Below are 14665 nucleotides of genomic sequence, written 5' to 3' on the forward strand. Positions count from 1 at the left end.
CGAAGAGAGAAAATCTCAAAAGAATCGCTTTATAGTTGAATATAATCTATTGACTAATCGTAAGAAATGCCGCACCGAGGAAAATGGATTCCTTCAGTGCGGCAGTGTATTTATTCCAGACAAGCCTGTGGCATCAAAACGCTTAAGCTTGCGTCATCCTCGGTAAAGCGGAAAATAGTTGGGATTATCAACGTCGCCTCTGCTCAATTGATAATCCGACAGGAGCTTATAGATCGTTTCATTGCGGATTTTCTTGCCAGTCAGGATGTCGAGTGGCTCGGTTTTCGTAAACCCTCGCTTGAAGCGGTACAGTTCTTCTCCGGTAGAGCCGCCGAGATGTACGTGCTTCATGCCATGCTCAACTCCCCAGCGGCACCCTTCGTTCAGCACCAGGCTATTGCCCGCGACATGGAAAAAACAGGGTCATTCGCTGTCAGATGGTAATGCAGTAAATCCCCATGATGCGCATACAAAGAACCCGAAATATAATTCCCTTTGTATTTCGCATAGACGATGAATTGTTTTCCTTCCAGCAAAGAGAACGATTCGGCCAGCAGCTCTTTTGAGAAACGGTAATGATCCGGCATGTCGTTGCGCTTCGCCATGATTTCGTATAGCCGATGAAACTCGCCAATGGTGGAACCCGTGTAATCATACTCGATTTCCACATTGTTTTTTAAAGCTCCGCGGACTTGCCCACGCGTTTTGGAAGTGAATTCGTCCATAAAATAATCATCCACAGTCAAGTCAATATACGTTGATATTCCTCGGTTGTCGAGGCTGTAGATGTTCTCGAAGTCTTCAGCATTCTTCACCCATGTATTGAAGCGGACGTATTCAGAAACAATGTTGTGGTCATTGCAGTATTCCTGGAATGCTGCATCGAATGACGCCGCGAGTTCAGCTCTTCTGCCATCAGCACACCGGATAATCACCGGCCCACATGGTCCAAAAGGGGTGATGGTATCGTAGTACCTGACGCCTCCTACATCAATTGGAATCGGCCGCACCACAAATTGATAAGACACCTGTCCATAATCCGTTGCGAAATCAAAAACCTCATGTTCGCCCTTTTCCTGTCTCGCATAAATTTTTCCCTATTCCGGCAAGAAAAAGATATCAGGCATTAACGACTTCGACACAAGTGTCATTTCATCTTCCCCTCCTTTTTTAAACACAACTAAATCTCGAGATCAAAGAAATGGGCAATCCCCAGTGGCTTGGCCCTTCTAATAAATGAGGGTGTTTTCAGCCAGTAAATCATTCATATTTCCTGAAAGCCACCTCCCTTTCTTCGTGTCAAAATATAAAACAGTGCTGCATTTTTTAATTTGATAATACCATATTCGCATATAAATTATCTAAGTTTTCCATCATATCAAAAAACTTTTTTCAATGATATTTTTATAGATAAGATGTTGGCAAAAACTTTAATTTTTCAGCTGACGAAGGGGAATTATTTCGGGGTGTTGGACAGAGTCAAAAGTTGAGATAAACAATAAAACCCGCAACGTAAAAGAGGGGCTTTTACGTTGCGGGTTCTCTTAGTATTGCATCTTTTCTGGATCGGGTTTCCGATTTTCACTTTGGAATATACGCATATACCTTGCCTCCATCGGCCGTCTCCACTAATATTTCTGAAGGGACTTCTTGAGCCATGTCTTTTTGCTGATCGATTCTTGCCGGCACAAGTTCTTTTAAGCTTCCCAAATCCCGGTATTTCAAAGCTTTTATGCCTAAGTTGATCTTTACTTTGTAATTTTCTTCAATACTTCTGACTTTGTCTTCAATGTTATTGATAATTGAATGGTTCTCGACTATCAAGTCAGACAAGGTTTGTGATTTCACATTGACTTCCCCGTAATTCCGTATGGTGCTGAGATAGGGCTCGTAACATTCTTCGATAAACTTTATATTTAATCGAACCAGCTCTTGCTTCTTTTCAAACTGTTCAATGAGGGTTTCATACTCTTTTTTTACCGGGGCTTCACCCCATTTGCGAATGTTTTCATATTCCTTTAACCCTTCAATCTGATTGCCAATCGCTTTAAGGTCTTTCATTAAAACTTTCAAATCTTGGAGAGTGTCTGCGTAAAACCCTTCTATTTTATGGTCTTCCACTCCGCCAAGGGTAATCCCGTTTCTCCGAAAACGTTCGATGACTTCTTTAAAATAACCAAATCTCGATTCGATTTTTCCGGCAAAATCATTATCTCTATTTTGAACAAGAGCATCTAATTTCCTTTCAATGCTTTTCAGCGAACTTTGGATCTCCGCCAATTGTTGTTGTCCGACAACAGCTGCCAACAAACCGTAACTCGCATGTGCCACCAATCCTGGATTGATTTTCCTTACCAATACCCCTTGCTTATATATCCCTTTCACACCTTCTTTATTTACTGCTGGAAGATAGCCTTTGCCATTTGCCTTTTCAATCAGCGTCATGCTTTTATCCTTCAAGCCTTTTACAACTTCAGGGCTGAATTCCACTTTATACGTTTTATAATCTTCGATGATCATTGATCCGGCTGCAAGGGTTTGTTGGATATCCATCTTCAATACTGATGGAATTTCAATTTTTTTGTATTTGGATTTTACGCTTTCTTCATTTTGAACTTCTGTAACTTGGGGCAGGAAGGGTTCATTTGCATCTTCTTCCACATCCGGTTTGTCATTGTCGATTGGCGCGCCACTTTCTTGGGGCGATGTTTGGTCACCCTCTGGAACGATCCTGTTTTTTCTGCGGAAATAAATAACAATAACCATTACCAATAAAATGGCTAAGGCAGCTGATAATAGAAAGATGTTTTCCATATCTTATCCCTCATTTCTTTTAAGCTTTTTAAAGACAGCTATATTGAAACACCAAGTTTTTTAAAGAGCTTTCCAGTTTCCTGAAAAGCTCTTTTTGCAGTGTTCTATAGTATTTACCTACCAATATCGCTAAGTTTACCAGATTTCAGCGAAACGTGGTGGTATGTCATAAGCTGGTTTTCTCCCGCTCCATTTCCATTAAGCTAAGAAAGTGTGAGTTATTCCCGATCACGGTACCTGTAGAGAGATTCATAAGATTGGACTCGGCGATCCGTTTCAAAGGAAGAGCGGCTCCAGATGCTCGCTTCATCAAATGATTCCTCCGTTTCGACCAACTTTAATTCGCCTGCTTCCAGCGTCATGACATCCGAATCGATCACCTTCAATTCATTTTGTTCGGAATCGAGTGCTCGAATCCGCACTTGGACTTCTTTTTGTGTACTTAAGTTGTTTTTAAGGAAGAACGTGTTTTGGTAGGGTTGGGAATGGCAATTCGATGTATTCGTCCGCATGCATTTTCTTTCAGAACTCATAAACAATACTGTGATTTCCTCATCGCCTTGTTGTTGTTCGGACAATGCTAGAGCATTTTCAATTTTGTTGATATACGAGGCCTTCTCCGCCAATGGATACACCCACATAGTGAAAAACAAAATGACAGCACAGAATACTGCCATGAAACGCGTGACTGCCTTAGGATTGTGAACTGATTTAGGTGCGCCTTTGAACAGACGGCTGACAATCAAATTGACGATGACAATCACCAGCAGGAATGCGGCACAAAGAATGAGTGCAACTATGCTTTCAGATCCATTCTGAAAAAAAGAAAGCTGATAGGCATTGGAGAAATAATAATTTAAACCGACGCTGATCAGGACCACTGCAAAGAGAGCAGCCAGAGATATTTTCCAATGCGTTTTATTCTTTTTTCCACTTTTCAAATCCATGCTCGTCCAGAAAAACCAGGCGCATGGAAGGATAAAGAGGAAGATAACAAGTGAAACGGTACCCATTTAATCATGCCTTTCGAAAATAATAAGTGAATAACGAACCTTTAAAGTTAGTGGATCACGTGAAATCTTTTAAAGGCGTACTTTTATTATAGAGTGCTTTTCCGTTATTTATTTCATTATACGAAAGCCATGATAAAAAAGATTCAATAATTTAGCGTTAAGGCTGGGCAGCAAGCCTTCCTACCACTAATTTTTCCAAGTTCTTATAGCTCTATATAAAAAACCGTATTGGAACCATGTAGGTTTTCAATACGGTGTTAATAAGAGCTCCAGTTAGGAACGGCTTTCTTCTTTACTATAAAATTCGTAAGCAAAATAGCCGACCAGCATGCCGATTCCTGCACCTAATACAATGGCGTTGCCCAACGAAATGTTGAAAATGATACCAACAACTACACCGAGTGCGCTACCGAAAATCATACCGAGGGGAATCAAACTGTCCAACATCGTCTGGGCTTCTGTTGTCTCTTTCTTGCCGAGTGTGCCTCGCTTTTGTTTGGCTTTAAGCCGGGTAATTACAAATATAGCAATCGTCCCTACAAACACAATAGGCAAGACTATGAGGATAATGTCCATCAACAACTCCATTTGAAGAACTCCCTTCCGTAGCGTGTGAACTCTAGCGTAACAAACCAGAGAAAAATATCAACCTTTTAAAAAATGCCGAACTTCGCGCTGTTTCTGCGCAAAGTTCGGCATTTCTGGTAGTGATGAGAAGTTCCATCACCTGGTTTTCCTATTTAGTTCTTTTATCGAAAGCTTTCACCAATTCCTCAGCAAGTGCTTCAGAAGAAAACGGGTCACGGCCAGTCACCAATTGATCATTGCCCCAGACCACTTTTTGCTCAGCGGAATAGTTAGCCACTTTGCTCATTTCACCTTCCAAGCTGAATGGCAGGATTGCCGGAAGGCCTTCCGGTTCAACCGCTTCCGGATACCCGGTTACGTCCAAGCCGGAAATGATGCTCTTGCCATCGGGACGTGTTGTCCAAAGCAATGGAGCGGGTCCGTGGCAAACCGCTGAAACAATGTTTCCTTTGTCGTAAACGGCATTGATGATTTTATGCAAGGTTTCATCTTTAGCCAGGTCATACATCGCTCCATGGCCTCCGACGATAAATATTGCGTCGTATTCTTCCGGATTGATTTCCGAAAGTTTTTTTGTGTCATCTGCTAATCCCGATTCATACATTTTTTTGTATTTGCCGTCTGGATCATAATCTTCACTGATGCTCGCTTGGTCAAGTGTCGGTTTCCCACCTTTTGGTGAAGCCAGGTCGACTTGATGTCCTGCGTTCTGAAATACTTCCATCGGCGCAAATAATTCTTCGGCCCACCAACCGGTTTCGTAATTATTTTCTGTATCCGTATGTCCACTTGATAGAACTGCTAAAACTTTAGCCATTTTTAATTTCCTCCTCGAGTTTATAAATCATCCTAATACTAGGCTTTCCCGAATATTTTTCGCTTTAAACAAACTGACAATTCCTGCATTTTTTCTGAGCTAGTGAAAAAATTACTCTCCCATACCTTCTCTCAGCCACTTCGCCGTCACAGTTTCGGCCTTGAGCATGTCTGCCGGTATTCCTTCAAACAGGACTTCTCCGCCATTTTTTCCTCCGCCTGGCCCCATTTCGATAACCCAGTCGCTTGCTGCAATCAAGTTTAAATTGTGTTCGATGAGGATCACGGAATTCCCTTTGTTGACGAGTCTTTGGAACACGTCCAGTAATTGTTCACTGTCTTTTGTGTGCAAGCCTAAAGACGGTTCATCCAACAGATAGATTTGTCCTTCTTTTTTAAGGTGGCTGGCCAGTTTAAGGCGCTGCACTTCTCCACCGCTCAACGAACTGGTCGTCTGACCGAGTGTCAGGTACCCCAATCCGACATCTTTTAATGTATCCACTTTCTTGGTGATTTTCGGCATATCTAAATACTGATTGGTTTCCTCGATCGTGAGTTCCAAAATTTCCATAATATTTTTTCCGTTGTATCGATAAGACAGGGCTTCATCCGAATACCGAGTCCCTCTGCATGCTTCACATGTAACGGTAACGGGATCCGCAAAAGCCACGTCCGGTGTGGTGACGCCTTTGCCTTCACAGACAGGGCAAGCCCCCGACGAATTAAAGCTGAACAATCCCACCGGCTGTCCTGTTTCTTTTGACAGAATCGATCGAATGTCATCCATAATCCCCATGTAGGTCGCGAGTGTCGAACGGCTGGATGTCCCGATGCTGCCTTGGCCAACCGAGATGGTTTCCGGATACTTCTCTGCAAACGCGCCAAACAGCAACGAACTCTTGCCGGAACCTGAAACGCCGCAGACCGAGATCAGGACATTCTTTGGAATTTCCACGCTTACATCTTTTAAGTTGTTGGCTGAAGCATTCTTTATGGAGAAGCTTTTTTCTGATTTTCTCGGATTTTGATTGAGTGTCAGTGTGTGGTCTAAATTGGTGATGGCTGAAGCTTTTTTCAAGCCTTCCAGTTCGCCTTGGTAAACCACATCCCCGCCGCTCACTCCCGCACCGGCGCCCATTTCGATGATTTCATCTGCAGTTTTGATGACGGCTAGATTGTGCTCGATGACCACTACGGTATTGTAGTTGTCCCGTAAGCTCTCCAGCATTTTCGTCAGTTTTTCGATTTCTTCGGGATGAAGCCCCGCACTGGGTTCATCGAAGATATAGGTGATGTTATTTAAACTGCTGCCTAAATGGCGGGCAATTTTCACGCGCTGTGCTTCTCCGCCGGAAAGTGTGCCCATTTTTCGTTTCAGGCTCAAATAACCCAAGCCCAAGTCCACCAGTTGTTTGACGTTAGGCAATACTTGCTGGGCAATTGATTTTCCGACTGGGTCTTGGATTTTCTTCAGTTCCTCCAGCAAGTCCGTCAATTCCAAATGGTCGTAATGGGCGATATTCAAGCCGTTGATTTTGCATTCCAGCACTTTCGGATTCAGTCCCGATCCTTCGCACGTTGGACACGCGGTGTGCGTAGTCATTGCCAAGACATCTTCCTGAGACGTTATTTTCAATTTCGTGAGGTCCCTATTAATGTACAGGCGAATAAACCTGGGAAGGATGCCGTCCCATTCGATGTCCCGATTGCCTACTTTGTAATAATAAGTGCTGAATGCCCGTTCGCCTTCCGGCGGTCCGTAGACTAAAAGATTGTATTTTTCTTCCGTAAAATCTTTGATGGGGAGATCGGGGTCGAACAACCCGCCGTCTACCATCCATCTGCCTTGCCAGCCGGGCGGCGCCAGCGGCTTGAATCTCACTGCGGAATCCCTGAGCGACTTCGTGTGATCGATGAGTTTGGTGATATCCGGCGCGACAATTTCTCCGTACCCGCTGCATTCCGGGCATTTCCCGAAAGAACTGTCACTGGAAAACTCGGTGGCAGAACCGATCGATGGGCTGCCGATCCGTGAAAACAACAGCCGGATCAACGGATCGATGTCCATATACGTGCCGACAGTTGAGCGTGAATTGCCTCTTACCGGTTTTTGTTCCACAACAACGACCGGGCTCAAATGCTGCATCAAATCGGCATGCGGTCTTTCGTACCTTGGCATCTGGTGTCTGACATACAACGGGTAGTTCAAAGTCATTTGCCTTCTGCTTTCTGTCGCCAAAGTATCAAAGACAACCGAACTTTTCCCTGAACCTGACAAGCCGGTAAAGACATTTATTTTTTCTTTCGGGATATTTAAATCAATATTCTTCAAGTTATTTTCCTGAAGCCCTCTTAAAATGATTTCGTCTCTTTTATCTGTCATGTTGATATTCTCCTTTTTTAATCAAATCCAGGAATTACCCTACTACTAAAAGCTTTCCCTATTTTGGATGGGTTCACACAACTGTCTCTCTGGTTATGAGGAAGGCGAATATAAAAAACACACCCGCAACAAGAAGGTTGCGGGTGTGAGACTATAACAGAAAAAACTCAGATAGTGGCTCTCATCATTTCTTTAACGGTCCATCAAACGTTTTTTATACAAGACAAACGAAATCACTGTCAGCACAATCGCCCAAATGGAAATAATAACCAAATGAGTGACCAGTTCATCGGCCGCCGCACCGATTTCCAAAGCATTCAGCAATTCACTCAATTGGCTGCTCGGCAAATAGCGCAGGACTTTCACAAACGGGTAATCTTCTTCAAACACCAAAGCGAATGGCCCCATGGTAAAGATGATCAATACTGGGAAGATCGAAAGGGATGCTTCAATCAAGGTTTTTGAATACAAACCGCAAATGGTCCCGACTGCCGTGTAAAGAAGAATGGAAATGCCGATCGCTGCCACCAGCACCATCATATTCGATGTATCGTAACCGAAGATGTATGTCGAAAGCGCCAGTACGCCCGCGGAAATGATGAATACCAGTGCGTTTTTCCCAATCAGCACATCCAGCATAGAAGCCGGTGTCATCATCAGCGAACGCAGCGTGTTGCGTTCTTTCTCCTCAGCAATCAAACAAGCCTGGACAAAACTGGTGAGCATCGCCAGAGAAAAGTTCATGACAAATGCATACATGACAGCTTGTTCAGTGCCATCCGACCGGTACATAAAGGCAAAAAGCAATGGGAACAAAATCATGACTGAAATTGCATAGTTTCTGGAAAACTCTTTATAATCTTTCACTATTATGGCTTGGATGCGTTTTAATGACACGTTCATACCAATTCACTCCCTGTCAGTTTAATGAATATATCGCCTAAACTCAGCTCATTTGTGTAGATGCGATCAATTTGCCCTTGGCTCATCCAGTTGGCAACTTGAGTAGCCGAGTTTTCGTTCATCGGTAGCCGCTCGCTCTGGCCAGACGTCAATTCCACTGTCAGCGTGCCGTCGCGATGGGTCTTTTTAAGTTCAGCAGGTGCCCCGATTGCGCGGATTTCGCCTTTATGCAAAATCGCTACCCGTTCACACAGTGTTTCCGCTTCGGTCATGTCATGTGTCGTCAAAAAGATGGTTGTGCCTTTTTCATTCAAATAGCGCAAGCCTTTATGGATATGTGCCGTATTCACTGGATCCAATGCGGATGTCGGCTCATCCAAAAACAGCATTTCCGGTTCGTGGATGATGGCACAGGCCAAGGTGACACGTTGGCGCATCCCTTTTGACAGGACACTGATCCGCTTCTTGCGGTCTGCAGTCAAATTGACAAAATTGAGTACTTTATCAATGGATGATTTCGGCAAGTCGTACAAGCCGCGAAACAGTTCCAGGTTCTCCTCAATCGTTAGCCGTTCATATAATCCACTGTTATCGGTCAAAATGCCGAAGCGTCTTTTTTGATCGGTTTTTTGCATCAGTCTGGCCGGCTTATCCAGCACGGTTGCACTCCCGCTTGTCGGATCCAATTGTGCAGTCAAAATTTTCAGCAAGGTCGTTTTGCCGGAACCACTCGGTCCCAGGAAACCGAAAATCTCTCCTTTCGGAATATCGAATGAGACATTTTTTAATGCCGGTTTGCCAGCAAATGATTTTTGAATGTTTTGGACGGAAATTGTGTTCATGTGTTCCACTCCCTTTCGTTGATAGCCTAAGCATATAAAGAAAAAGAGAAGAACACCTCCAAATCAGGCTAAAATGTACCCTATCCCGGCTGAACTGTACCCCCAAAGCGCCGGTTTGACCAAATATTTCCTGGGAAATTTAAATGTTCAGAAGTTTTTTCAACTCCACTAATTTAGTCCGTGACAGCGGCACGACCGAATCCTGGCCGGTCGTCAGGCGCAGGCTATAGCTGTTTTTTGTCCACGTGATCAATTCCCTCACTTTTTGCAGGTTGACGATATATGAGCGGTGGCAACGGAAAAAGCCGTAATGCTGAAGACGCTCTTCCAATTCAGCCAAAGTCAATGCGCAACTATAGGTTTCGCCTCCGACATGTACCACAGCCATACTGTTGATGCTTTCAATGTAATCAATTTCCGGAGGATTGAACAAAATAACTTTGTCGTTCTTTTTTGTCGGGATCTTTTGAACTTTGAATTCCGCTTCCTCAATCTCTTCCTGCACTGGCGGCTCACTGTCTGAATCAGCAAAATCCAGCTGATGCAGTCCGGCATTGTCCAAGCGGAAGATTTCATCGCAGCTGATGAGCGCATCTTCCAGATTGGACGTAAGGATAATGATTCGTTTTTCTGCCGAAAGCTCCTGCAGCAATCGTGCAAAGACAAGCCTCTCCTGTTCTTCGAGCTGGAAATATGGTTCCTCCAATACAATGGTTTGCTGGTGTGCGTAATAAATGCGTAGCAGCGACAAATAGATTTGTTTCGATGAAGGCAAATGGCTGATTTTCATCTTCCTTAAATCCTCCAGCTGAAACAGGCGGAGCATCGTGCCAACCGGTTTGTCATGTCCACTGATGTTTTTCATAAAACGCAGCAACTCTTCCACCGTAAGGCGCTTGTACTCTCCCTGCTCAACAAGCGACACGTACGTATCCGGCTGCTTAGCCAGTTCAGCCAGCAGGATTTTCTTGCGCTGAACATTCGTCTGAATGCCGATGACTTTCTGCTTTTGAAGGCCGACTTCTATGGATGGAATTATTTTTTGACCATTTACAACCACTGCTTGAATTTTCATAGCTGCCTCCCGCATGTAAAAAAGATATCGATTCTACCATTTATTGTATCGCTAAATAGGGCGAGTAGAACAGCCCATTTCAATTCAAAACATGCACCCAGTTTAATTAAGGACTGGGTGTATGTTTTGATGGTTCAGTATTCATGACTTCTTCTCTGATTCCTTCCAAATATAAATCCCTTCAATCCAAAATCTCCAAGCAATCTCTCCTATCAGTAATTTCCAGCTAACGTCACTTAATTTTCCGAGTTAAAACTATCCGGTTGCGTTAGTGTACTATTTCTGTTCCAACAACTTTAAAATAAAGAAACTCAAAGAGAACGTCGGGTTTTGTTAGAGCAAATTCAAGAATGAATTAATAAAACTAAATATTTCCAGACAGGAAATTATCATCCCCTAGTATTTACCTTCTGAATCGTGTTATATTCATCTTTGGAAAATAGCAATATAGATCTAGAAAGAGACAAATCAGGGGGACATATTAAATGGATGTGGTATTTGTTTTATTGATATTGGTTGCCTTATTGGCTTTCGCTGCGAGTATTTTTTTGCTGCTCGTCAGTGCTTTGTTCAAAAAAGGGTTAACTGTTAAGCAGGCTGGTCTTGCGGCTGCTCTTTCATTCGCAGTAATAATTGGTTCTGGCGTTGGAGTCGCCTTTACAGCAGACGAAGTCGATACGGCGGCTGGCGTCGAAAGTGAACAAATGGAAGCACAGAAAGAAAAAGAAGCTGAAGAACAACGCATCGCCCTGGAAGAAGCCGAGATCCAGGCTGCAGAAGAAAAGGAAGAAGCACGCCTGGCAGCTGAAAAAGAAGCCGAAGAAAAAGCGGCAGCTGAGGAGCTGGCGAAAGAGAAAGAAGCGCAGGAACTGGCAGCGAAGAAAGAAGCTGAAGAAAAAGCAGCGGCCGAGAAACTTGTGAAAGAGAAAGAAGCACAGGAACTGGCAGCGAAAAAGAAAAAAGCTGAAGAAGAAGCCCGGCAAAAAAATGAACTGTTCGCAGGATATAAACTGATTGAAGTGGATGGCGGCGATGTATCTGGATACCGTGAAGCCAACATCGTCGTTGACATTGGATACGGGGACCGTGAATATTGGGCCTTTACGAATGAACACGGGCAACTGGAGCGTGTCGTTGCTGACGAAATCATTGTACAGGACGACAGCAGCGAATCTGTCTTGTCGTCCGGCAGGTATTATTCGGATGAAGCAAAGGTTCCGGGCGTCGAAAGCGACGTTTTAGATGAAGGGCATGTCATCGCCGATTCTCTTGGAGGGGTATCGAATGCCTATAATATTACCCCCCAGGAAAGTACGCTCAACCGGCACGGTGATCAAGCTTATATGGAAGACAGTATCCGTGACGCAGGCGGAGCGACGAATTTTGAAGCCATCATCACCTATCCGGATACGGAAACGCAAATCCCTTCCAGTTATCAGTACAGCTATACGATAAAAGGAAACCAAGTCGTCGATGCATTTGACAACGTGAACCCGGATGAAGTAAACGCCTCACTCGGTTTAACAGACAGTGAGCCAGATGCTTCATTCAGTGCGGCCACAAACAGTGAACCTGCCGAGTCAGCCGCTGCAGACACAGGCGGAGATGTATCCAGCGTTGATACGAATGGCAATGGACAAGTGACGATCAAAGAAGCAAAAGCAGCCGGTTTTAGCATGCCCATCATGAGTGATCATTGGCTATATCCATACATGCGGGACAATGATCACGATGGAATGGTCGGAGAGTAAGTTTATATGAGAACAATGACGAAGCCAAAATTTTCACAGGGCACCAATAGATTTATTTCCTTAACGGACTGAATACTGGTTTTCTTTAAAAATAAACTGGGTACACAGGAGGCAAATACAAATTCTGGAGGAATCAGCCGTGAAGAAGAAATGGATTCCAACGTTGCTGGCATTTGGTTTATTGGTTGCCTCTCCCCTCACTTTCCAACCGGTGGAAGCTACAAATCATCCATCTGCAGTCACCGAAGATAAGCTGCCAGCCCGCCTTGCGAATTTAATGGACATCGCCCCGGAACATCAGTTTATTTTGCGCAACGGAAGTGAACGCATTGAAGTGGAACTTCTCCAGTGGACATTGGATCATTACGGACTCGAAACCGCGGTTGATGGCATCTTTGGGCCTCAAACAGAAAAAAACGTCCGCCAATATCAGGCAGATAAAGGCTTGAGAGTTGATGGCGTTGCCGGTACGAACACGTGGGCCGCACTGTACGGAGAACATGATAAACCTGCAGACCCAGAAGGAGAACTGCCCGCCGAACTCCGGAACTTAATGGATATTGCACCGGAGCATCAGTTTATCCTGCGTCAGGGAAGTGCACGCATTGAAGTGGAACTTCTCCAATGGACATTGAATGAATATGGACTACCAACAACGGTTGATGGAATCTTTGGACCCGAAACCAATAAGAACGTCCGCCAATACCAGACAGACAAAGGCTTGAAAGTCGACGGCATTGTCGGCACGAATACGTGGACGGCGTTATACGGGGAATATTAGAAAACCTTATTTTCGTAGCATCGCTTATATAAGAAATACGTTTAAAACTTAGGCACTGTGTGCTCCAACAAGAAATGCCCATCCGGAAAATCGGATGGGCATTTTTCATTTAACATAGCACTTTATAGGTAACGCAAAACGACGTGAATACTCTAGCCGTTACAGGACAATCGGCGCTTTCTTCGCTTCTTGTTTGAATGTTCTTGTCGCCGCTACTGCTTGTGTCCAGCCATCGTATAGATGCTCGCTTTGTTCAGTTGGCATATCGCGTGTAAAGGTCTTGTCGATTTGCCATTGCTTGGCGATCTCTTCTTTGTCTTTCCAGAAACCGACTGCGAGTCCGGCCAGGTAAGCTGCCCCCAGTGCTGTCGTTTCCTGAATGACTGGACGCTCAACCGGCACATCCAGAATGTCGCTTTGGAACTGCATCAGGAAATCATTCGATACCGCCCCGCCGTCTACACGCAAGGTTTTCAGTTCAATGCCGGCATCTTTGATCATGACATCTACAACATCTTTTGTCTGGTAAGCCAGTGATTCAAGTGTCGCACGGATAAAATGCGCTTTTGTCGTACCGCGCGTCAAGCCGAAAATGGCGCCGCGGGCATCTGTATCCCAGTAAGGAGTTCCGAGGCCGACAAAGGCCGGCACCATGTAGACGCCGTCCGTCGATTCGACTGACGTGGCATACGCTTCACTTTCCGGTGCAGTGTCCAGAATCTTCAAACCGTCACGCAGCCATTGAATGGCGGAACCGGCAACGAAGATACTGCCTTCCAACGCATATTCCACTTTGCCGTCAACACCCCAAGCCAAAGTAGTCAATAGGCCGTGCTCCGAAACCACGCCTTCTTCGCCAGTATTCATCAGCATAAAGCATCCTGTGCCATACGTGTTTTTCGCCATGCCTTTCTCGAAGCAAGCTTGTCCGAACAAAGCAGCTTGCTGGTCACCGGCAATCCCGGCAATCGGCACTTCCTGTCCGAAGAAATGGTAGTCAATGGTATGCGCGTAAACTTCTGAAGACTGGCGGACTTCCGGCAGCATACTCTTCGGCACGGTCAGGATGTCCAGAAGTTCCTGATCCCATTCCAAATCGTAGATGTTGTACATTAACGTACGCGAAGCGTTGCTGTAATCCGTCACATGGGTTTTTCCGCCTGATAACTTGTAGACAAGCCAGGAATCAACGGTCCCGAACATCAAATCGCCGTTGTCCGCTTTTTCCCGTGCCCCTTCCACATTGTCCAAAATCCATTTCACTTTTGTCCCGGAGAAATAGGCATCAATCAAAAGGCCGGTTTTCTTGCGGAACAGTTCTTCATGTCCTTGTTCTTTCAGCTCTTTACAGATGTCGCCTGTCTGGCGCGACTGCCAGACAATCGCTTTATAGACGGGCTTTCCGGTATTGCGGTCCCAAACGACAGCCGTCTCGCGCTGGTTCGTAATCCCGATTCCCGCAATCTGGTCCGGATCCACATCCGCTTTCCGCAAAACACCCGCTATACATGCTAAAACAGAAGTCCAGATTTCGTTGGCATCGTGCTCTACCCAGCCTGGTTTCGGAAAGAACTGTTCAAATTCCTGCTGTGCCGTTTCAACGATTTCCCCTTTATGGTTAAACAATACCGCACGTGAACTTGTTGTTCCTTGGTCGATCGACAAAATGTAATCTTTGCTCATTCTCTATTCCTCCTCA

The 14665-nt window shown here is 44.8% G+C and carries 13 protein-coding genes; 2 read left to right on the forward strand and 11 right to left on the reverse strand.

Annotated features, from left to right (window positions below; all coding sequences use genetic code 11):
• Window positions 1-153: 153 nt before the first annotated feature.
• The 10 genes from IRE19_RS15230 to IRE19_RS15275 form a co-directional block, all read right to left on the reverse strand.
• On the reverse strand, window positions 154-351 hold the full coding sequence (locus tag IRE19_RS15230) for a hypothetical protein (RefSeq protein WP_203341041.1): 198 nt from the start codon (window positions 349-351) through the stop codon (window positions 154-156).
• 32 nt (window positions 352-383) lie between these two features.
• A complete protein-coding gene (locus IRE19_RS15235; protein ID WP_203341042.1) occupies window positions 384-1028 on the reverse strand; it encodes a hypothetical protein in 645 nt (214 codons plus the stop codon).
• Window positions 1029-1581: 553 nt separating this feature from the next.
• On the reverse strand, window positions 1582-2814 hold the full coding sequence (locus IRE19_RS15240; protein WP_203341043.1) for a DUF1572 domain-containing protein: 1233 nt from the start codon (window positions 2812-2814) through the stop codon (window positions 1582-1584).
• 218 nt (window positions 2815-3032) lie between these two features.
• Window positions 3033-3755 carry a hypothetical protein gene (locus tag IRE19_RS15245; protein ID WP_203341044.1) on the reverse strand — a complete coding sequence of 241 codons (723 nt, stop codon included), beginning with the start codon at window positions 3753-3755 and terminating at the stop codon, window positions 3033-3035.
• Between the two features lie 345 nt (window positions 3756-4100).
• The gene (locus IRE19_RS15250) at window positions 4101-4403 is read right to left on the reverse strand and encodes a hypothetical protein (protein WP_432419936.1); all 303 of its coding nucleotides are present in this window, start codon (window positions 4401-4403) and stop codon (window positions 4101-4103) included.
• Between the two features lie 160 nt (window positions 4404-4563).
• Window positions 4564-5232 carry a type 1 glutamine amidotransferase domain-containing protein gene (locus IRE19_RS15255; protein ID WP_203341046.1) on the reverse strand — a complete coding sequence of 223 codons (669 nt, stop codon included), beginning with the start codon at window positions 5230-5232 and terminating at the stop codon, window positions 4564-4566.
• Window positions 5233-5343: 111 nt separating this feature from the next.
• Window positions 5344-7614, reverse strand: a complete 2271-nt coding sequence (locus tag IRE19_RS15260; RefSeq protein WP_203341047.1) for an ATP-binding cassette domain-containing protein — start codon at window positions 7612-7614, stop codon at window positions 5344-5346.
• Window positions 7615-7806: 192 nt separating this feature from the next.
• On the reverse strand, window positions 7807-8517 hold the full coding sequence (locus IRE19_RS15265; protein WP_203341048.1) for an ABC transporter permease: 711 nt from the start codon (window positions 8515-8517) through the stop codon (window positions 7807-7809).
• Window positions 8514-9359 (reverse strand): ABC transporter ATP-binding protein, encoded by an 846-nt coding sequence (locus IRE19_RS15270; protein WP_203341049.1) that lies wholly within the window; start codon window positions 9357-9359, stop codon window positions 8514-8516. The genes IRE19_RS15265 and IRE19_RS15270 overlap by 4 nt, the downstream gene beginning before the upstream one ends.
• Before the next feature lie 139 nt (window positions 9360-9498).
• Window positions 9499-10434, reverse strand: coding sequence for a LytTR family transcriptional regulator DNA-binding domain-containing protein (locus tag IRE19_RS15275; protein WP_203341050.1), 936 nt, complete (start codon window positions 10432-10434; stop codon window positions 9499-9501).
• Window positions 10435-11303: 869 nt separating this feature from the next.
• On the opposite strand from IRE19_RS15275, the gene IRE19_RS15280 reads away from it, so the two are divergent.
• Both IRE19_RS15280 and IRE19_RS15285 read left to right on the forward strand, forming a co-directional pair.
• A complete protein-coding gene (locus tag IRE19_RS15280) occupies window positions 11304-12185 on the forward strand; it encodes a DNA/RNA non-specific endonuclease (RefSeq protein ID WP_432419937.1) in 882 nt (293 codons plus the stop codon).
• Window positions 12186-12324: 139 nt separating this feature from the next.
• Entirely contained in the window at window positions 12325-12966 is a 642-nt protein-coding gene (locus IRE19_RS15285; RefSeq protein WP_203341052.1) for a peptidoglycan-binding protein, read from the forward strand.
• 159 nt (window positions 12967-13125) lie between these two features.
• Here the strand turns inward: IRE19_RS15285 and glpK are convergent, their stop codons facing one another.
• Window positions 13126-14649: a glycerol kinase GlpK gene (glpK, locus tag IRE19_RS15290; protein ID WP_203341053.1), complete on the reverse strand. Its 1524-nt coding sequence runs from the start codon at window positions 14647-14649 to the stop codon at window positions 13126-13128.
• Between the last annotated feature and the right edge of the window lie 16 nt (window positions 14650-14665).

Origin of the sequence: Planococcus beijingensis (assembly GCF_016820615.1) — a bacterium.
Classification (GTDB): Bacteria; Bacillota; Bacilli; order Bacillales_A; family Planococcaceae; genus Planococcus; species Planococcus notacanthi.

Excerpts from the sequence above, each read along its gene's own strand:
- IRE19_RS15230 (WP_203341041.1), bottom strand. The coding sequence starts at position 351 with ATGAAGCACGTACATCTCGGCGGCTCTACCGGAGAAGAACTGTACCGC.
- IRE19_RS15240 (WP_203341043.1), bottom strand. The coding sequence starts at position 2,814 with ATGGAAAACATCTTTCTATTATCAGCTGCCTTAGCCATTTTATTGGTA.
- IRE19_RS15250 (WP_432419936.1), bottom strand. The coding sequence starts at position 4,403 with ATGGACATTATCCTCATAGTCTTGCCTATTGTGTTTGTAGGGACGATT.
- IRE19_RS15255 (WP_203341046.1), bottom strand. The coding sequence starts at position 5,232 with ATGGCTAAAGTTTTAGCAGTTCTATCAAGTGGACATACGGATACAGAA.
- IRE19_RS15260 (WP_203341047.1), bottom strand. The coding sequence starts at position 7,614 with ATGACAGATAAAAGAGACGAAATCATTTTAAGAGGGCTTCAGGAAAAT.
- IRE19_RS15265 (WP_203341048.1), bottom strand. The coding sequence starts at position 8,517 with ATGAACGTGTCATTAAAACGCATCCAAGCCATAATAGTGAAAGATTAT.
- IRE19_RS15270 (WP_203341049.1), bottom strand. The coding sequence starts at position 9,359 with ATGAACACAATTTCCGTCCAAAACATTCAAAAATCATTTGCTGGCAAA.
- IRE19_RS15275 (WP_203341050.1), bottom strand. The coding sequence starts at position 10,434 with ATGAAAATTCAAGCAGTGGTTGTAAATGGTCAAAAAATAATTCCATCC.
- glpK (WP_203341053.1), bottom strand. The coding sequence starts at position 14,649 with ATGAGCAAAGATTACATTTTGTCGATCGACCAAGGAACAACAAGTTCA.